The 18,753-nt window shown below is 67.0% G+C and carries 18 protein-coding genes and 1 pseudogene; 6 read left to right on the top strand and 13 right to left on the bottom strand.

Annotated features, from left to right (window positions below; translation table 11 throughout):
* Window position 1 precedes the first annotated feature (1 nt).
* From JYG32_RS13730 to flhD, 8 genes are all read right to left on the bottom strand, one after another.
* Entirely contained in the window at window positions 2-1,966 is a 1,965-nt protein-coding gene (locus JYG32_RS13730) for a methyl-accepting chemotaxis protein (RefSeq protein ID WP_213263827.1), read from the bottom strand.
* Window positions 1,967-2,003: 37 nt separating this feature from the next.
* Window positions 2,004-2,519: a chemotaxis protein CheW gene (gene cheW, locus JYG32_RS13735; protein ID WP_166963782.1), complete on the bottom strand. Its 516-nt coding sequence runs from the start codon at window positions 2,517-2,519 to the stop codon at window positions 2,004-2,006.
* A gap of 47 nt (window positions 2,520-2,566) precedes the next feature.
* Window positions 2,567-4,837: a chemotaxis protein CheA gene (gene cheA, locus JYG32_RS13740; protein ID WP_213263828.1), complete on the bottom strand. Its 2,271-nt coding sequence runs from the start codon at window positions 4,835-4,837 to the stop codon at window positions 2,567-2,569.
* Between the two features lie 37 nt (window positions 4,838-4,874).
* On the bottom strand, window positions 4,875-5,252 hold the full coding sequence (locus JYG32_RS13745; RefSeq protein WP_174384117.1) for a response regulator: 378 nt from the start codon (window positions 5,250-5,252) through the stop codon (window positions 4,875-4,877).
* Window positions 5,253-5,359: 107 nt separating this feature from the next.
* Window positions 5,360-6,379: a flagellar motor protein MotB gene (gene motB / locus JYG32_RS13750; protein WP_213263829.1), complete on the bottom strand. Its 1,020-nt coding sequence runs from the start codon at window positions 6,377-6,379 to the stop codon at window positions 5,360-5,362.
* 13 nt (window positions 6,380-6,392) lie between these two features.
* Complete coding sequence (motA, locus tag JYG32_RS13755; RefSeq protein WP_011350592.1) at window positions 6,393-7,253, bottom strand: flagellar motor stator protein MotA; 861 nt, start codon at window positions 7,251-7,253, stop codon at window positions 6,393-6,395.
* Window positions 7,254-7,421: 168 nt separating this feature from the next.
* On the bottom strand, window positions 7,422-7,976 hold the full coding sequence (flhC, locus tag JYG32_RS13760) for a flagellar transcriptional regulator FlhC (RefSeq protein ID WP_011350591.1): 555 nt from the start codon (window positions 7,974-7,976) through the stop codon (window positions 7,422-7,424).
* Window positions 7,977-8,068: 92 nt separating this feature from the next.
* A complete protein-coding gene (gene flhD, locus JYG32_RS13765) occupies window positions 8,069-8,389 on the bottom strand; it encodes a flagellar transcriptional regulator FlhD (RefSeq protein ID WP_249744545.1) in 321 nt (106 codons plus the stop codon).
* A gap of 667 nt (window positions 8,390-9,056) precedes the next feature.
* Between flhD and JYG32_RS13770 the strand changes: the two genes are divergently transcribed.
* On the top strand, window positions 9,057-10,121 hold the full coding sequence (locus JYG32_RS13770) for a glycosyltransferase family 4 protein (RefSeq protein WP_213263830.1): 1,065 nt from the start codon (window positions 9,057-9,059) through the stop codon (window positions 10,119-10,121).
* A 111-nt stretch (window positions 10,122-10,232) separates the two neighbouring features.
* Here JYG32_RS13770 and JYG32_RS13775 read toward each other — a convergent pair whose 3' ends face one another.
* On the bottom strand, window positions 10,233-10,529 hold the full coding sequence (locus JYG32_RS13775) for an H-NS histone family protein (RefSeq protein WP_174384121.1): 297 nt from the start codon (window positions 10,527-10,529) through the stop codon (window positions 10,233-10,235).
* Between the two features lie 299 nt (window positions 10,530-10,828).
* Here JYG32_RS13775 and aqpZ point away from each other — a divergent pair, with 299 nt between their 5' ends.
* Window positions 10,829-11,569: an aquaporin Z gene (gene aqpZ, locus JYG32_RS13780; protein ID WP_213263831.1), complete on the top strand. Its 741-nt coding sequence runs from the start codon at window positions 10,829-10,831 to the stop codon at window positions 11,567-11,569.
* Between the two features lie 131 nt (window positions 11,570-11,700).
* Here aqpZ and JYG32_RS13785 read toward each other — a convergent pair whose 3' ends face one another.
* Window positions 11,701-12,525 carry a Cof-type HAD-IIB family hydrolase gene (locus JYG32_RS13785; RefSeq protein ID WP_213263832.1) on the bottom strand — a complete coding sequence of 275 codons (825 nt, stop codon included), beginning with the start codon at window positions 12,523-12,525 and terminating at the stop codon, window positions 11,701-11,703.
* A 148-nt stretch (window positions 12,526-12,673) separates the two neighbouring features.
* A complete protein-coding gene (locus JYG32_RS13790; protein ID WP_213263833.1) occupies window positions 12,674-13,555 on the bottom strand; it encodes a BadF/BadG/BcrA/BcrD ATPase family protein in 882 nt (293 codons plus the stop codon).
* A 142-nt stretch (window positions 13,556-13,697) separates the two neighbouring features.
* Between JYG32_RS13790 and JYG32_RS13795 the strand changes: the two genes are divergently transcribed.
* Window positions 13,698-14,300, top strand: a complete 603-nt coding sequence (locus JYG32_RS13795; protein WP_174383233.1) for a DNA-3-methyladenine glycosylase I — start codon at window positions 13,698-13,700, stop codon at window positions 14,298-14,300.
* Window positions 14,301-14,348: 48 nt separating this feature from the next.
* On the opposite strand, the pseudogene JYG32_RS13800 reads toward JYG32_RS13795, so the two are convergent.
* Both JYG32_RS13800 and rpsU read right to left on the bottom strand, forming a co-directional pair.
* A pseudogene (locus JYG32_RS13800) lies at window positions 14,349-14,558 on the bottom strand (PepSY domain-containing protein); the annotation flags it as partial.
* Between the two features lie 196 nt (window positions 14,559-14,754).
* Window positions 14,755-14,967 carry a 30S ribosomal protein S21 gene (gene rpsU, locus JYG32_RS13805; protein ID WP_006401410.1) on the bottom strand — a complete coding sequence of 71 codons (213 nt, stop codon included), beginning with the start codon at window positions 14,965-14,967 and terminating at the stop codon, window positions 14,755-14,757.
* 519 nt (window positions 14,968-15,486) lie between these two features.
* On the opposite strand from rpsU, the gene JYG32_RS13810 reads away from it, so the two are divergent.
* The 3 genes from JYG32_RS13810 to JYG32_RS13820 all read left to right on the top strand — a co-directional run bounded on the left by JYG32_RS13810 (window position 15,487) and on the right by JYG32_RS13820 (window position 18,619).
* Window positions 15,487-16,644 carry a flagellin gene (locus JYG32_RS13810; protein WP_174383234.1) on the top strand — a complete coding sequence of 386 codons (1,158 nt, stop codon included), beginning with the start codon at window positions 15,487-15,489 and terminating at the stop codon, window positions 16,642-16,644.
* Between the two features lie 132 nt (window positions 16,645-16,776).
* Window positions 16,777-18,294, top strand: a complete 1,518-nt coding sequence (gene fliD, locus JYG32_RS13815; RefSeq protein ID WP_213263834.1) for a flagellar filament capping protein FliD — start codon at window positions 16,777-16,779, stop codon at window positions 18,292-18,294.
* A 25-nt stretch (window positions 18,295-18,319) separates the two neighbouring features.
* A complete protein-coding gene (locus JYG32_RS13820) occupies window positions 18,320-18,619 on the top strand; it encodes a flagellar protein FliT (RefSeq protein ID WP_174383236.1) in 300 nt (99 codons plus the stop codon).
* Window positions 18,620-18,753: the final 134 nt, after the last annotated feature.

Below are 18,753 nucleotides of genomic sequence, written 5' to 3' on the forward strand. Positions count from 1 at the left end.
CTTAGAAGGTCTCCCAGTCGTCGTCGGACGTGCCGGCCGCGGCCAGCGCCGGCTTCTCGCCGTTCAGCGCCGGGCGCACGAGCGCGGGCTTCGCGGCCGGCTTGTCCGCCGGTGCGGCGGCCGCCTTCGCGAGACGCGGCCCGTAGCCGCCGGCGGCGGCGCCGCGGGAAGCAGGTGCGTCCTTCGGCGTGCGCGCACCGTGGTCCGCCGCGCGCTTCGGCTGGCTCGCGCCCGCTGCGGCCGACACGGCCGCATGCGACGCCGGCGCGGCGCGCCGTGCGGATTGCGCGGCAGCCTGCGGCGCCGGCAGCGCGGCGACCGGCGCAGCGTCGTAGCGCGGTTCCGACGGCAGTGCCGCCGGTTCATGCGCGACCGGCCGCGCGACGCCGCGCGCCGGCGCGAGCACGATGCCGCCCGCCACGCGCCAGCCCGACACGATCGCCTTCATCTGGCGCGTCTGCTCCTCGAGCGACGCGGCCGCGGCCGCCGCCTGCTCGACGAGCGCCGCGTTCTGCTGCGTGACCGAATCCATCTGGCCGACCGCGCGGTTGACCTGCTCGATGCCGGTCGACTGCTCGTCCGACGCGGCGCTGATCTCGCCCATGATGTCGGTCACGCGGCGCACGGCCTGCACGATCTCGTCCATCGTCGAGCCCGCGCGCGCGACGAGCGCCGACCCGCTGTCGACCTTCCCGACCGAATCGCCGATCAGCTGCTTGATTTCCTTCGCGGCGCTCGCGCTGCGCTGCGCGAGCGAGCGCACCTCGCCCGCGACCACCGCGAAGCCGCGGCCCTGCTCGCCCGCACGCGCGGCTTCGACCGCCGCGTTCAGCGCGAGAATGTTGGTCTGGAACGCGATGCCTTCGATCGTGCCGATGATGTCGACGACCTTGCCCGAGCTCGTCGCGATGTCCTGCATCGTCGACACGACCTGGCCGACCACCTCGCCGCCCTGCGTCGCGATGTCCGACGCGTTCACCGCGAGCTGGCTCGCCTGCCGCGCGTTCTCCGCGTTCTGCCGTACGGTGCCCGTCAGTTGCTCCATGCTCGACGCGGTTTCCTGCAGCGACGCGGCCTGCTCCTCGGTGCGCTGCGACAGGTCGATGTTGCCGGTCGCGATCTCGCGCGCGCCGACGTCGATCGACTCGGTGCCGCGATGCACGGCCTGCACCATCGTCGTAACGGCGTCCTGCATCCGCTTGATGCCGCCGAACAGGCGGCCGATCTCGTTCGTGCTGAACACGTTCACCGGCTGCGTGAGGTCGCCGCCGGCGATCCGCTCGAAGTGCGCGATCGCGTCCTCGAGCGGCTTCACGATCAGCCCGCGCAGCGCGAAGCGGATCGCGATCACGACGACGAACGCGATCGCGATGCCGGCCGCGATCAGCGCGACCATCAGCGAGATCTGCGACTGCGTCGCGGCCTGGCGCTCTTCCGCGCGCTTCTGCAGCGACGCGACCACGGCCGACGCGGCCTGGTCGTACGCGACGAACATCGGGCTGATCCTGGTGTCGGCGACCGCGTGGTACGCCGCCATGTCGCCGGCGCGCGCGGCCGCGAACTCGGGCTCGACGCCCTCCTTCACGATCGTCGTATAGCGTGCCGACAGCTCGTCGACGAGCGCCTGCTCGACCCCGAGCTTCGGCGTCGACTGGAACGCCTGCCAGTTCTGGTTCGACTTCGCGTACAACTCCTGCGCGCGGTCGAGCACCTTGGCCGCGTCGGCCGTGTTGCCGGCTTCCGTCAGCGACCTGAAGCGATCGAGCGACACGCGCGCGCGCAGCAGGTACGACGACGTGTCGTCGAGCGTATGGATCGCCGGCAGGTCGACGTGCGCGATCTCGTCGAGCGAGCGGCTCGCCTGATTGAGCGCGTAGAGGCCGAGCCCGCCGACCGAGGCGGCCAGGCACACGAGGATGAGTCCGACCGCCGTGAGCGTCGTGCGGATCGACCAGTTATGCAACATTGCAGATTCTCCCGAAATTCCTGCGCACGCGGCGCACTTACCCGCCGAGCGACTCGATCAGCGCCATTTCACGGCTCGACATCAGCTTCTCGATGTCCATCAGGATCAACATCCGGCCGTCGACCGTGCCGAGGCCCGTCAGGTACTCGGTCGTCAGCGTCGCGCCGAATTCCGGCGCCGGCATGATCTGGTCGGTCTGCAGCGTCAGCACGTCCGACACGCCGTCGACCACCATCCCGACCACGCGATGCGCAACGTTCAGGATGATCACGACGGTCTGGTGGTCGTACTCGACGCGGCCGAGATGGAACTTGATCCGCATGTCGACGATCGGCACGATGATCCCGCGCAGGTTGATCACGCCCTTGATGAACTCCGGCGCGTTCGCGATGCGCGTGACGCTGTCGTAGCCGCGGATCTCCTGCACCTTCAGGATGTCGATCCCGTATTCCTCGTCGCCGAGCGTGAACACGAGGAATTCCTGGCCCGTCGCGTCGCCTTGCGCCGCGTCGCGGCGGCTCGTCGCCGCGTTCGCCGCGGCCGGATTGATCATTTGGACTTCAGCAGACACGTTTGCCCCCAATCGGTTGATGGCGAGAGTCAGAACATCGCGAGCTCGGCGCCGGCACGGGCGCCGTGCATCGCACGGGTTTCGCGGTTCAGTGCCGCGACGTCGACGATCAGCGCGACGCTGCCGTCGCCGAGGATGGTCGCCGCCGAGATGCCGTGCACCTTGCGGTAGTTGGTTTCGAGGTTCTTCACGACCACCTGCTGCTGGCCGACCAGCTCGTCGATCAGCATCGCGAAGCGGCGTCCCTCGGTTTCCATGATCGTGACGATCCCCTGCGTCGGGTCGGTGCGCGCGTCCTCGACCGAGAACACTTCGTGCAGCGCGACCAGCGGCAGGTATTCGCCGCGCACGCGCACCACGCGCTCGCCGTTGCCGACCGTGTAGATGTCGTCGTTCGACGGCTGCAGAGACTCCATCACGAAGTTCAGCGGCAGGATGAAGATCTCGCTGCCGACCTTCACCGACATCCCGTCGAGGATCGCGAGCGTCAGCGGCAGCACGATCCGCGTGGTCGTGCCGCGGCCGGCCTGCGACGTGATCTCGACGTGGCCGCCCATCGACTGGATGTTGCGCTTCACGACGTCCATCCCGACGCCGCGGCCCGACACGTCCGTCACCGTCTCGGCGGTCGAGAAGCCCGGCGCGAAGATCAGGTTCCACACCTCTTCGTCGCTGATGTTGTCGGACACCTGCATGCCCTGCTTCGCGGCCTTCGCGAGGATCCGTTCGCGGTTCAGGCCCGCGCCGTCGTCGCTGACCTCGATCACGATGTTGCCGCCGTGATGCGCGGCCGACAGCACGAGCTGGCCGACCGCGTCCTTGCCGGCGGCGACGCGCTTGTCGACGGTTTCGATCCCGTGATCGAGGCTGTTGCGCACGAGGTGGGTGAGCGGATCGATGATCCGTTCGATCAGGCTCTTGTCGAGCTCGGTCGCCTGGCCGAACGTGACGAGCTCGACCTGCTTGCCGAGCTTGCCGGCGAGGTCGCGCACGAGCCGCGGGAAGCGGCTGAACACGTAGTCCATCGGCATCATGCGGATCGACATCACGGCTTCCTGCAGGTCGCGCGCGTTGCGCTCGAGCTGCGCCATCCCGTTGAACAGGCGATCGTGCAGCGCCGGATCGAACGCGCTCGCGGTCTCCGCGAGCATCGCCTGCGTGATCACGAGCTCACCGACGAGGTTGATCAGCTGGTCGACCTTCTCGACGCCGACGCGGATCGAGCTGCCTTCGGCGCCCGATGCGGCCGCGGCGGCCGGGCGCGCGCGCTTGTCGTCGTGATGCGCGGCGGCCTGCCCCGCGTGGTCGGCCTGCGGCTGTTGGGGGTGCTGCTGCGGTTGGGCTGCTGCGGCGGCCGCGGCCGGCTCGGCGGGAGCGGGGGCCGGCGCCGGTGCGGCCGGTTGCGGCGCGGCGGCCTGCGGCGTGAATACCTCGACCCGCGCGGGTTGCGCGGCGGCGGCCGGTTCGGCAGCCGGTGCAGCGGCATCCTGCGCGGCAGCCGTTGCCGCCGGCGCGGCCGGCGCCGTGCCGTGCGCGACGCAGATCTGGCTTTCGTCGATCACGAAGCAGCACACGGCGACGATGTCGTCGGATGGCACGTCCGATTCGAGCCACAGCGTCAGGTCGGCGCCCGCTTCCTCGCGGCCGACGATCCGGCCGAGGTTGCCGAGTTCTTCGGTGAGCAGCGTCTGGTCCTTCGCGTCCACGCCCACGAGCGTGATCTTCAGGTGCGGGCCTCCAACGCCTGCGTCGGCCGCCGGATGCGCGGCCGCGACGGCCTGCTCGACGACGTGATCGGGCGCGCGATCGCCGCCGGCGGCGGGCGCCGCGGCCGATGCGACGGCAGCGGCGGCCGGTGCGGCATCAGCGGCGACCGGCGCAGCCGCAACGGCTGCCGGCGCGCCCGCGCCGCTCTCGGCCTTCAGCCGTTCGAGCTTCGCGCAGATCGTCGCGGCGGCCGCCGCGTCCGGTTCGGCGCTCGCGCGGTAGTCGACGAGCTGGTCGGACAGCACGTCCTTGGTCTCGAGGAACGCGTCGACCATGTCCTTGGTCAGCGTCAGCTCATGGTTGCGCGCGCGGTCGAGCAGCGATTCGAGGATGTGCGTGGTATCGGTCAGCGCGGAAAAGCCGAACGTCGCGGCGCCGCCCTTGATCGAATGTGCGGCGCGGAAGATCGCGGCCAGGTCTTCGGGGTCGGGCGAGTCGACGTCGAGGTTCAGCAGAAGCTGCTCCATCTGCGCGAGCAACTCGTCCGCTTCGTCGAAAAAGGTCTGATAGAACTGCGTGATGTCGAGAGTCATGCCCGGTCACCGGTTGGATTCGTCGCGTTCATTCATGTCAGGATGCAGCCGGCTCGGACAGCGTCGCGACCAGGTCGACCAGCACGGCCGGGTCGATCGGCTTCTCGATCCAGCCGGTCGCGCCCGCGTCGCGCGCGGCGTCCTTGAACGCATCGCTGCCTTCGGTCGTCAGCACGAGGATCGGCGTGTCCGCATACGCGCTCAGCTTGCGCAGCGCGGCGATCACCTCGAGCCCGCTCTTGCGCGGCATGTTCTGGTCGGTCAGCACCAGGTCGTACGGCGCGGTTGCGGCCATGTCGAAGCCGGCTTCGCCGTCCGGCGCCACCGTCACGTCGTAGCCGGCCTGCGCAAGCGTTGCCTGCAGCAGCGCACGCATGGTCGCGGAGTCGTCGATGGCGAGAATGGTTCGGATCATGTCAGCCTCCGCAGGGCCGCCCCAAGGTGGCTGACCGCCCCCTCGGGGGGCAGCGAACAAAGTGAGCGTGGGGGTTGTTTCATGCGTGTCTCGGAATCTTGTGAACGTCAGGGTTTCGGCGCCGCGACGGCGGCGCTCGCAACCACCGGACGCGCGGCCGGCGCCGGGCCGGCGAGCTGCTGCGCAAGCAGCTTCGAGCCCGCCGCGTCGGCCGACAGCGTCGTGGTCGTCGCGTCGTCGCGCATCAGCGCTTCTTCGGATTTGCGGTTCAGCACGATCACGCTGATCCGGCGGTTTTCCGGATCGAGCGGGTCGGCCTTGTTCAGGTTCTGCGTCGACGCGAGGCCGAGCACACGCAGCACTTTCGCCTCGTCCATGCCTCCGGAGATCAGTTCGCGGCGCGACGCGTTCGCGCGGTCGGCCGACAGCTCCCAGTTGCTGTAGCCGCCCTCGCCGCCCGCGTATGGCACGGCGTCGGTGTGGCCCTGGACGATGATCCGGTTCGGCACGTCGTTCAGCGTCTTGCCGATCTCGCGCAGGATGTCGCGCATGTACGGCTCGACGTGGTCGCTCGACATCGCGAACATCGGCCGCTTCTGCGTATCGACGATCTCGATGCGCAACCCCATCAGCGTCGAGTCGATGCGGATCTGCTGCTTGAACTGGCGCAGCGTCGGGTTGGCCTCGATCGCGGCCATCAGCTTGATCTGCAGGTCGTGCAGGCGCGCCTGCTCGCGCCGCTCGATCGCGCCCTGCGCCTGCGCTTGCGCCTGCTCGTCGACCGGCTTCGCGACGCGCTCGGCGAGCGACGTCGTGCCGTCGGTGCGGCGCAGCGTGCCGGCGTCGGCGCTCGACAGGTCGCGGCCGCCGGCGTTGATGATGCTGGAGTCCTGCGAGCTGCGGTCGCCGCTGCCGAACAGCGCGGCCTTCAGCGGCGTGTTGAAGTATTCGGCGATCCCCTTCAACTGCACCGGCGTGACCGAGCTGAGCAGCCACATCAGCAGGAAGAACGCCATCATCGCGGTCATGAAGTCCGCGTACGCGAGCTTCCATGCGCCGCCGTGATGGCCCTTCTTTGCCGGGGCCACCCGCTTGACGACGATCGCGCGATCCTTGCTCTTGCTCATCGGGCGCTCCGCGTCACTTCGCCTTCACGCGGCGCACGTGCTCTTCGAGCTCGGAAAACGACGGCCGCTCGGTCGAGAACAGCACCTTGCGGCCGAACTCGACCGCAATCGCCGGCGCATAGCCGTTCAGCGTCGCGAGGATCGTCACCTTGATGCACTGGAACATCTTGGTCGACTCGGCGACGCGCTGCTCCGCGAGGCTCGCGAGCGGCCCGATCAGCCCGTACGACAGCAGGATCCCGAGGAACGTGCCCACCAGCGCCTGCGCGATCATCGCGCCGAGCACCGCGGGCGGCTTGTCGGCGGACGCCATCGTGTGCACGACGCCCATCACGGCCGCGACGATGCCGAACGCCGGCATCGCGTCGCCGACGCGCATCAGCGCGTGCGCGGGGCCTTCGCCTTCCGCGTGATGCGTCTCGATCTCCTCGTCCATCAGGCTCTCGATCTCGAATGCATTCATGTTGCCGCCCACCATCAGGCGCAGGTAGTCGGTCAGGAATTCGACGATGTGGTGATCGGCGAGGATCTTCGGGTATTGCGTGAAGATCGGGCTCTTTTCCGGATCGTCGATGTCGGCCTCGAGCGTCAGCGTGCCTTCCTTGCGCGCTTTCGCGAGCAGCACGTACAGGAGCGCCATCAGCTCCATATAGACGTCCTTCGTGTATTTCGAGCCCTTGAAGAGCGTCGGCAGCACGCGCAGCGTCGCCTTGATGGTCTTGCCGCCGTTGCCGAGGATGAATGCGCCGACGCCGGCACCCACGATCATCAGGATCTCGACGGGCTGGATCAAAGCGCCCAGATGCCCGCCTGCCAGCGCATAACCGCCGAAGACGGACAACAGCGTCACGAGTGTTCCCACGATAATCAGCACTGCCTGTCCCTCATGAAAGACCGGCGGGAAGATCGCCGTTAAGCAGGTTTACGGCAGTCGGCAGGAAAACTTTCGCGACCGCCCGGCAGCGGCCCGACGGTGTTTACCAGCAATCGGCAGACGGTTCGCGCGGCCCGCGGCAGCCGCTCGCGCCCCGCCCGGCGGCGCTCAGGCCGCGGCGGCGGCCAGCTCGGCGCGCGCGGCGGCGGCCTTGCGGGTCTTGCCCGCACGCGACGGCGGCTGGCACAGGCCGCAGACGAAACCTTGATGCGGATCATGCGCATGCGCGACGAAGTGGCCGCCGCAGCGCGTGCACGGGGTCATCTGCAGCATCCCCGAATCGAAGAAGCGCACGAGCGTCCACGCGCGCGTGAGGCTCAGCGCGGCCTCGTCGCCGGACAGGTTCACGTGCTCCTGATAGAGCCGGTACGCCTTCACGATCGACTGGATCGGCTCGCAGCGGCCGTGGTCCTGCATGAACCGGTAGATGTTGTAGAACAGCGACGAGTGGATGTTCGGCTGCCACGTCATGAACCAGTCGGTCGAGAACGGCAGCATCCCCTTCGGCGGCGACACGCCCTTCAGTTCCTTGTACAGCTTGATCAGGCGATCCCGCGACAGGCTCGTCTCCGCCTCCAGCAACTGCAGCCGGGCGCCCAGTTCGATCAGTTCGATGGCGAGGGTGATTTCCTTCACCTCGATCACGACGCTTTTGCTTGCCATGGTGAAAACCGTCCGCTTGACGTTGTTCGGATGGATGGCCAATACGCTGCCGTCCGGCGCGGCACGCCGGGACAAACGCAAGGCGGGATGGATCAGCGGACGCTTTCGACCTGCTGCCCGGCCATCAGGATGGCCGAGTGCGCGTGCGCGACGACATCGCTGCGGCCTTTGTCGGCGAGCGAGGACAGCAGCGCGTGATCGTCGAAGCGGAAGCGGCACAGCATCTGGTTCGACGCGGCGAGCTTCACGGTCTGGGCGAGCGTGAGGTTCGCGAGCATGTCGGCCAGTTCCTGGGAAACGCCCATGCGGAACATGCCCATCGCCTTGTCTTCCCGCAGCAGGCGCTGCGCGAGGAGGAGGTACGACAGGTTGACCTCTTTGATCTCACTGAGCATTTCGCTGGTAGCGCTCATGATTCCCCCGTTAAAGAGCTTTGCTTTGGCCATTCGTGTTATGGAAACGTTTGCTCGATCAGAGCGCTCTTGGCGCGCAGCCGGCTCGTTTATAGTCTTACAGGGCGAATTTTGGCCAAACGGCATTTATGCCGGTATCAGCGAAGTGGCGTATGCCGTGCAGGATTTGTCTGTAAACCGTGTAGGAATTTTTCCGACAAGGCGAATTGAAAGCGGCAATCGGGAAAGCGGGTGACAGCACGGATTCGGCTGCGATCGGTCCGACGGCCGCCGCACAGTGGCGGAAGGCGTGCCGGCAAGGCTGCCGACAATCGGATCGGTAAAAATTATAGTGGTTTTTCACGATGGCGCAACAATAGTTGCGGCTATCTCGATTTATGTTTCCGCACCCTTTTTCTCGGGGTTTTCGCGTATTTCATCGTGTAACAAGCCTTAAGTGTTTGAAAAAACACTCGAACCCTACAGGGCGATATCGATAATGGACTCCAATGGGCGGCGGCGCGAGCCGTGCCGGCCCGCCCCGCAGCTTGCCGTCCGGCGCCCCGCGCACCCCGCCCAGGGCCCCGCCACGTACCGCCAACCGCGTGTGTCGGCAAGTTCCGCAACCTTGTAAGGGAACCGCAGCGGCGCCGCAACGCCCACCCGGATCGACTCAGGAGAACACCCCATGCGAATTGCCCAGATCGCGCCGCTTTACGAAGCCGTCCCGCCGAAACTCTACGGCGGCACCGAGCGTGTCGTGTCCTACCTCACCGAGGCGCTCGTCGAACTCGGGCACGACGTGACGCTGTTCGCCAGCGGCGACTCCGTCACGTCGGCCCGCCTCGAGGCGGCCTGGCCGCGCGCACTGCGGCTCGACCCGTCGATCCGCGATTCGATGGCGCCCCACATGCGGCTCCTCGAGCAGGTCGCCCGCGTCGCGCACGAATTCGACGTGCTGCACTTCCACCTCGACTACCTGCCGTTCCCGCTGATGTCGCGCCTCGACACGCCGTACGTGACGACGCTGCACGGCCGCCTCGACCTGCCGGAACTGCAGCCCGTGTTCGACGCGTTCCCGGACGCGCCGGTCGTGTCGATCTCGAACAACCAGCGCAAGCCGCTGCCGCAGGCCGCGTGGGCCGGCACCGTGTACCACGGGCTGCCCGACACGCTGCTCACGCCGCGGCCGGGCGTGAAACCCGAATACCTCGCGTTCCTCGGCCGGATCTGTCCCGAAAAGCGCGTCGACACGGCGATCCGGATCGCCGCGCAAAGCGGGCTGCCGCTGAAGATCGCCGCGAAGGTCGACAAGGCCGACGCCGACTACTTCAAGGACGTGATCGAGCCGCTGCTCGGCCAGGCGCACGTCGAATTCATCGGCGAGATCAACGAAGCGCAAAAGCCCGCGTTCCTGTCCGGTGCGAAGGCGCTGCTGTTCCCGATCGACTGGCCGGAGCCGTTCGGCCTCGTGATGATCGAGGCGATGGCCTGCGGCACGCCGGTCGTCGCGTTCAACCGCGGCTCGGTGCCGGAAGTGATCGAGGACGGCGTGACCGGCTTCATCGTCGAGGACGTGCAGGGCGCGGTCGGCGCGCTGCACCGGATCGACAGCCTGTCGCGCACCGCGATCCGCGAACGTTTCGATACGCGTTTCAGCTCGAAGGCAATGGCGCGGCGTTATGTCGAAACTTACGAATCGCTTTGCACGGCGACCAAGCAACCGGCATTGCGCCGGGTCGCGGGCGCCTGACGCGGAAATCCGCGCGGAAATATTCCGTAAAATCCACGCCGAAATCGGCGCGCAAAACCGCAAAACAAAAGAGCCGCATCGACGATGCGGCTCTTTCCATTTGGCTTCCAGTCATTCGATCACGAAACGATCGCGGTTTTTCCCGACGATCCAATTCGGCGGTTTGCCGCGCCCGCTCCAGGTCGCGCCCGACTTCGGATCGCGGTATTTCGGGGGCAGCGGCGCCTTCTTCGGCGGGCGGCCGCGCCGCGCCCGCTCCGCGAAGCCCAGGTCCTGGGCCGTCAGGCCGTATTCGGCAATCATCCGCTGGACGTCGGCAATCACCGCCGCCACTTCCTGGCGGCGCACATCGTCCGCCTGGGCCTGCAGATCGGCGATCTGCGCCTTGAGTTTCGCGTATTGAGACATTTTTCGACTCCCTTTTTCGATGATGCGGCCCCGGCGAACCCGGCCGGGACACAAACATCCGTTACGTCATCCGCACTGCCGCCCTGCCCTTCGAAATAAATACTGTCATCTTTAACCGATTCGGCTATATCGAGAATGCGGGCTTATTCTAATAAAAGGCATTCGTCAGCCATTCAAATTTAACAATCGTTGACCCTCCCGGACCCGATTCATTTCCTATAATCCAGACCAATTCGGGCGATGGAATAAATTCGTCGTGTCGTCCGGTTGTCTTCAATCCACTTGAACAAGGTCCTTACATGAATCTTTCTCAGCGTCTCGCTGCAGAGGTATTCGGCACGTTCTGGCTGGTGCTCGGCGGGTGCGGAAGCGCCGTGCTGGCCGCCGCCTTTCCGGGCCTCGGCATCGGCTTTGCCGGCGTCGCACTTGCCTTTGGCCTGACCGTGCTGACGATGGCATTCGCGATCGGCCACATTTCGGGCTGCCACCTGAATCCGGCGGTGAGCGTCGGCCTGACGGTCGCCGGCCGCTTCCCGGCACGCGATCTCGCGCCGTACATCGTCGCGCAGGTTGTCGGCGCAACGCTCGGCGCGTTCGTGCTGTACCTGATCGCGACCGGCAAGCCGGGCTTCGACGTCGTCGGCAGCGGCTTTGCGACGAACGGCTTCGGCGAGCGCTCGCCCGGCCACTACTCGCTGGCCGCGGCGTTCATCTGCGAAGTCGTGATGACGGGCTTCTTCCTGTTCGTGATCCTCGGCGCGACCGACAAGCGCGCGCCGGCCGGCTTTGCGCCGATCGCGATCGGCCTGTGCCTGACGCTGATTCACCTGATCTCGATTCCGGTCACCAACACGTCGGTGAACCCGGCGCGCTCGACCGGCCCGGCGCTGTTCGTCGGCGGCGACGCGATCGGCCAACTCTGGCTGTTCTGGGTCGCGCCGATCATCGGTGCGGTACTCGCAGGGATCGTCTACCCGCTGGTCGCGGGGCGTGACAACGCCGTCGACCTGCTGCCGGCATCGGCTCGCACAAGCGAATAAAACACTACGGGGTCGCGCGAGCAGAGCAGCGAGCCTCACGCTGTCCAAGAACATCGAGGCAGGCAATTTCGACGGGCGCCACTGGCGCCCGTTTTTCATTGCTGCCCGGAAAGCGTGCTCGGACAGGTCGCTCAGGAAGCGGCGACGTTGTCCGCGAGCGAGAACAGCGAGCGCAGGTGGCGGGCGACGCCCGCATCGAAGTTGTTGCCGATCCGCGGGATGTGCGGCAGCCGTGCGATCAGGTCGGGGTTCGCGTTGTTCATCATGAACGCGTGACCGGCGGTTTCGAGCAGGTCGATGTCGTTCATGTTGTCGCCGAACGCGATGCAGTGGCCGGTATCGACGCCAAGCCGCGCGAGCACGGTGCGCAGCGCGCGCCCCTTCGACACGTTCGCGGTCATCACTTCGAGACAGTCGGGCAGCGAGTACGTGACGTACAGCGCATCGCCGAACCGCACGCGCATCTGCTCGGCGACCACCGCCAGATCGGTCGGCTCGCCGATATACAGCACCTTCGCGATGTCCGCGCCGTCGTGCGCGGGCATGTCGACCACGTCGTACCGGAAGCCCGAATCCTGGTGGAATTCGAGCAGGTGCGGCGCATCGCGGTCGATCAGCCAGCCCTGGTCGGTGAACAGGTTGACGATCACGCGGCCGTGCGCGCCGACGACGTCCGGCTGCACGAGGCCGCGGACGATCGCGGGATCGATGTCCTGCGCGTGGATCGTCGTGTCGTCCGGCGCATGCACGCGCGCACCGTTCGACGTGATCAGGTACGGCCGGATGCCGAGTACATCGCGAATGCCCGCGACGTCCGCGTAATGGCGCCCGGTGGCGATCACGAACTGCAGGCCGTCGCGCTCGAGCCGGCGGACGGTGTCGATCGTGTACGGGTCGAGTTGGTGGTCGCTGTTCAGCAGGGTACCGTCGAGATCGGTGGCGATGACTTTGTACATGGGACGGAAGAATGGCGCTCAGGGCTCTGCGGAACGGCCATTCTAACGTCGTGCCCGGCTGCGCGCCGGGCGGTTCCCGGGCAAGCGCCGCCTGCGGCGCTGCTTCGGCGCAACTTCAACACGCCTTCAACACGCCTTCGACACGCCTTCAACCGCCTTCCGCCGCACGCAGCGCCTGCAGCGCGAGCCGCAGCGCGCCGTGCGCGGAATCGTCGAGCGGCGCGCGCAGCCGCGCGGCGTGGCGCGCCGGCACGGCCGGCGCGAGCGCGTCCGCGAGCCCGCCGCACAGCGCCACCGGCAGCGCCTGCTGCGGATCGAGCGCGTCGATCATCTTGCCGATCTCGTCGCCGGCCTGCGCGATCAGCGCGCCTGCGACCGGATGCGAGCGGTGCGCGAACACGATCGGCGCGAGCCGCGCGTAGATCGTCTGGTTCGCATCGCACGACCACTGGACGAGCGCGTCGCGATCCTGCGCGCCCGTTTCCGCGAGCAGCGCGTCGGCGAACGCGTCGCGCGGCACGCGGCCGTCGAGCGCCTGTTGCGCGTACGCAAGCGCGCGCACGCCGAGCCACGCGCCGCTCGCCTCGTCGCCGGACGGAAAGCCGAAGCCGCCCGCGATCCGACACGCGCCGCCCGCATCGAGCGCCGCCGCGATGCTACCGGTGCCGAGCGCGACGATGAGCCCCGGTGCGCCGCCATGCGCGCCGACGACCGTCGTATACGCGTCGCTCTCGATCGCGAGCGCGCCGAGCGGCGCCTGCGCGCGGAACGCGGCGAGCCACGCCGCATTGTTGACGCCCGCGAGCCCGCAGCCGAGCGCGCACTGCGACCACTCGAACGCGAAACCGGCCTGCGTGAACGCATCCGCGCAGGCCGCGCCGATCGATGCCCACGCGCGCTCGATGCCGAGACCGAGCCCCGACGGGCCGCCGCGCCCCTGCGCGAGCTCGCGCCCGTGCCGGTCGGCCAGCACCGCGCGCGTGCCCGTGCCGCCGCCGTCGATGCCGATCGCAAAAAGTAATGCCGCCATGCCTTCATCCCGCTGATTCGAACAGGCGCCAAGCTTAACCGGATCGGCGCCGCGCGCCCATCTGCCGTTCGGCCGGCTACCCCGCGAAAAGGGCTTCCGCTATGCTGGCGCGATCGAATCGACACTGAAAACGAGGCAAACGATGTCGCAGCGGTGCAACTGGGTGAAGACGGAAGCGGACGCTCACTATCACGATACCGAGTGGGGCGTGCCGTCGCACGACGATCGCCACCTGTTCGAAATGCTGATCCTGGAAGGCGCACAGGCCGGGCTGTCGTGGTCGACGATCCTGAACAAGCGCGCCGGCTATCGCGAAGCGTTCGCGGATTTCGACGTCGACGCCGTCGCGCGCTTCACGCCGAAGCGCATCGAGAAACTGCTGGAGAACCCCGGCATCGTGCGCAACCGCGCGAAGGTCGAATCGGCGGTGACCAACGCGCGCGCCGTGCAGCGCATCCGCGACGAACACGGGTCGCTCGCCGCCTTCCTGTGGTCGTTCGTCGGCAACACGTCGGTGCAGAACGCCTGGCAGTCGTACCGCGACGCGCCCGCGTCGACCGAGCAGTCCGACGCGCTCAGCAAGGCGCTGAAGGCGTACGGCTGCAAGTTCGTCGGTTCGACGATCTGCTATGCGCTGATGCAGGCGACCGGGATGGTCAACGATCACGAGGTCGGCTGCCCGTGCCACGCGCAATGCGCGGCGCTCGGCGGCAAGCAGCCGGCACGCCGGCGCAAGGCGGGCTGACAGGCGCCAGCCATCACCCGGAGCCTGCATCGGCTCCGCCCCGTCCACTCACCGCGCAGCGCGTGACGACGCCTGCACGACCGAGTGCGCGCTCCGCTCGTCCCGCACGCGCGCACTGCGCTTCTTCACCCGGATGCAGATGCCCGCCACGCTCGGCATCGCGATGACGACGCCGAGCACGCTCACCGCGACGCCGGCGATCCGCCCCGAATGCAGCGGAAACTGCGCCTGCATGAACAGGCCGCCGGGCGGCCCGCGTACGGTGAACCTGAGCGCGAAGATCGACTTCTGAACGACGCGCCGCCGGGCAAAAGCCGGCGGACGTCGGCCGGCCGGCCCCGCCGCCTTCCCTTCCACCACGGCATCGGGGCTTTCCCGGCCGCCAAAAGCAAAACGGCGGAGCGGCCTCTTTCGAGGCACACTCCGCCGTTTCGCGGCGAACCGTAAGACGCTCTTAGTGGAGCTTCTTCGGCAGCATCTGGCTGCGCAGGCGCTTGTGCAGGCGCTTGACGGCTGCTGCCTTCTTGCGCTTGCGGACTGCGGTCGGCTTTTCGTAAGACTGGCGCTCGCGCAGTTCAGCGATCAGGCCATTTTTTTCGATAGCGCGACGAAAGCGGCGAATCGCCACTTCGAACGGCTCGTTTTCTTTCAGAAGAATCGTCGTCATGTCGTTCCTAAATTGCTTAAACGGTCAAAAACGTAGCGGCCAAGCGCCACGCACCGGCCATCCGAGCGTCCCCACAACAGGCGAAACGAGCGGAAATACGGCCTCGGAGGCCGGAAAAGAGAGGCGGAAAGCACCGCGAGTACGCTTCACAACCGCGTGCAGCGCCGCGTTTGACTGCCAGCAGACATGCCGAAAACGGCAAAGGCGTGACAGAAATCTCAATTCAGCCCGCCATCATATCAGGGAATCACAGACAAAACCATCCTTTTGTCGATTCCGTGTGCACAGCCTTGCAACTCCGTCGAAGGGCCGGTCTCCGCCCCCGTTAATCGGGCGTCCGACCGGCCCCGTCCGAAATGACAAAGAAGGATAAAAAATCGGGCCGAATCTCAACTCGGCCCTCAAGTTTTGTTTTGGTACGCCGAAATCCTGCTCTGAGGCGGCCAGCAATGAACGAGTGCTTCCGCCGACGCCAAAAACGGCTTCCCAGGGCTTTCGGCTTAAACAGGAGATTTTTCCATGCTCGGAATCAATAGCAACATCAACTCGCTGGTTGCACAGCAGAACCTCAGCGGCTCGCAAAACGCCCTGTCGCAGGCAATCACCCGCCTGTCGTCTGGCAAGCGCATCAACAGCGCTGCGGACGACGCAGCCGGTCTCGCGATCTCGACCCGGATGCAGACGCAGATCAACGGCCTGAACCAGGGCGTGTCGAACGCGAACGACGGCGTGTCGATGATTCAAACGGCATCGAGCGCACTGTCGTCGCTGACGAACAGCCTGCAGCGTATCCGCCAGCTGGCCGTCCAGGCGTCGACGGGCACGATGTCCACGACCGACCAGGCAGCACTGCAGCAGGAAGTCTCGCAGCAGATCCAGGAAGTGAACCGTATCGCGTCGCAAACGACGTACAACGGCACGAACATCCTGAACGGCAACGCCGGCATCGTGTCGTTCCAGGTCGGCGCGAACGTCGGCCAGACGATCTCGCTGGACCTGAGCCAAAGCATGTCGGCCGCGCAGATCGGCGGCGGCGTCGTGCAGAGCGGCCAGACGGTCGGCACGGTCACGGGCCTGAGCCTCGACTCCGCCGGCAAGTACACGTCGTCGGGCGCAGCAATCACGGCCGTCAACGTGACGTCGGACGGCAAGGGCGGCTTCACGTTCACCGACCAGAACGGCACGGCGATCACGGGCGCAACGGCATCGGCAATCTTCACGACGTCGACCGCAGCCGCATCCAACGGCGCGACCGTCACGCAGATCGCGATCAGCACGAGCGCAACCAGCTCGAGCATGTCGGCAGCGTCGCTCACCGCGATCACGAACGCAGTCGCTCAGATCAACGCCGTCAACAAGCCGGCAACGGTGTCGGGCCTCGACATCAGCACGGTCAGCGGCGCCAACGTCGCGATGGTGTCGATCGACAACGCGCTGCAGACGGTGAACAACGTGCAGGCAGCACTCGGCGCGGCACAAAACCGCTTCACGGCGATCGCAACGGCGCAGCAGGCAGAATCGACCGACCTGTCGTCGGCACAGTCGCAGATCACCGACGCGAACTTCGCGCAGGAAACCGCGAACATGTCGAAGAACCAGGTGCTGCAGCAAGCTGGCATCTCGGTGCTCGCACAGGCGAACTCGCTGCCGCAGCAGGTCCTGAAGCTCCTGCAGTAATCGCGTAGCAACCGGCGGCCGGGCCCCGCGTAACGCGCGGCCCGGCCGCGAGCGCTTGGCACGCGGGGCCTTGCCCCGCGGCCAGGTCTTCACCCAGAACTTCACGGATCATCCGCCGCACGGAGCAATACGATGTCGACGATCAATTCCGCCGTCACTTCCGCCAACAATTCGGCCAACAGCCAGCTGCAGCAGGCTGCGCAATCGATCATCAGCGGTTCGACCGGCAACTCGTCGATGGACGTCAACTCGCTCGTGACGGCGCTCGTCAATGCGAAGACCGCCGGTCAGACCGCCGCGCTCAGCGCGCAACAGACCAGCGACAACACCCGGATTTCCGCGTACGGCGCGCTTTCGGCCGCGCTGAGCGCGCTGCAGGCCGGCCTCACGACGCTGTCGAACGGCTCGCTGCAGAACACCTTCACCGCGACCGCGAGCGGCACCGGCCTCACCGCGACCGCGGGCGCCGGCGCCGTCGCCGGCAGCTATTCGGTCGGCGTCACGCAGATCGCGACGTCGCAGTCGCTGTCGTCGGCCGCGTTCGGTTCGTCGACGGCGCTCGGCACCGGCACGATGACGCTGTCGCTCGGCAGCCAGTCGTTCACGGTCGACGTGAACAGCACGAACAACACGCTGTCCGGCATCGCCGCCGCAATCAACAACACGACCGGCAACCCGGGCATCGTCGCATCGGTCGTCAACGGCAGTGACGGCGCGCACCTCGTGCTCAGCTCGACGCCGACCGGCGCGGCGAACACGATCAGCGTCGCGCTCGGCAACGTGTCCGGCGACCACGGCCTGTCCAGCCTCGGCGTCACGTCGACGGCCAGCACGACGGGCGGCCAGTCGACGTTTACGTCCGCGAACAGCGCCGCCGCATGGAAGCAAAGCACGGTCGCCCAGGACGCCGCGTACACGATCAACGGCATCGCCGGCACGAGCGCGAGCAACACCGTGACGAGCGCGATCACCGGCGTCACGCTGAACCTGACCACGGCCGCCGTCAACGCGACGCAACCGCAGACGCTGACGATCGCCACCGACACGAAAACCCAGGCCGCCGCGATCAACAACTTCGCGACGCTCTACAACACGCTCGTCACGACGATGGGCTCGCTGTCGAGCTTCACGTCCGGCGCGTCGTCGCAAGGCCCGCTGCTCGGCGACTCGACGCTGAACACGATCAAGAACGCGCTCGCGTCGATCGTCGCGAGCGGCGTGAACGGCGTGAACGGCAACGGCTCGACGGTCAACCTCGCGTCGATCGGCGTCACGCTGCAGGCCGACGGCACGCTGCAGGTCGACAGCACGGCGCTCAACAGCGCACTGCAGAACAACCCGACGGGCGTCTCGTCGCTGTTCAACTCGACGAACGGGATCGGCCAGAAGCTGACGACGAACATCACGAACTACACGCAGACGAACGGGCTGATCGCCGCACGTACGACGGCGCTCAGCAACGATCTGAAAAGCGTGTCGCAGCAGCAGACGACCCTGTCGAACTATGCGGCGCAGTTGACTAGCCAGTACCAGGCGCAGTTCACCGCGCTCAACTCGCTGATGGCGACGATGAACAGCAACTCGCAGTACCTGACGCAATTGTTCGGCGGCGCGAACAGCGCCGGCGCGATGTCGAACAACAAGGGCTGACCGCCAGCCGGACAGGAGAGCCACGATGGAACAGACCGGACTGATCGCGCAGCTCGACGCGCTCACCGATGCGATCGAGCATGCGGCCGAAATGGCCGACTGGACCGAGGCGGCGCGCCTCGTCGACGCACGCGAGCCGCTCGTCGCGTTGCTCGCGGCCGACCAGCCGCCGGCCGGCATCGCCGCGATCCGCCGCATGCAGACCAGCAACGATCGCATCTTCGCCGACGCGCATCGCGCGCAGCAGGAACTGACCGACGAATACCAGGCGGCGATGGGCCGCGTGCAGGCCGTCGGCCAGTACCAAAGCGTCGCGAGCCGCTGAGACGCACCCGGTGCCGCGCCCAATCGCGCGCACCCACCCGACAACAAGAACTACGCGCTGATGTGAGGGCGTGCTCGTTCGCCTCCGCCCGCCTCGTGCGGGCGTTTTTTTGCACGCCACCGGCCGCGTCGCCC

Source organism: Burkholderia pyrrocinia (genome assembly GCF_018417535.1).
Classification (GTDB): domain Bacteria; phylum Pseudomonadota; class Gammaproteobacteria; order Burkholderiales; family Burkholderiaceae; genus Burkholderia; species Burkholderia pyrrocinia_E.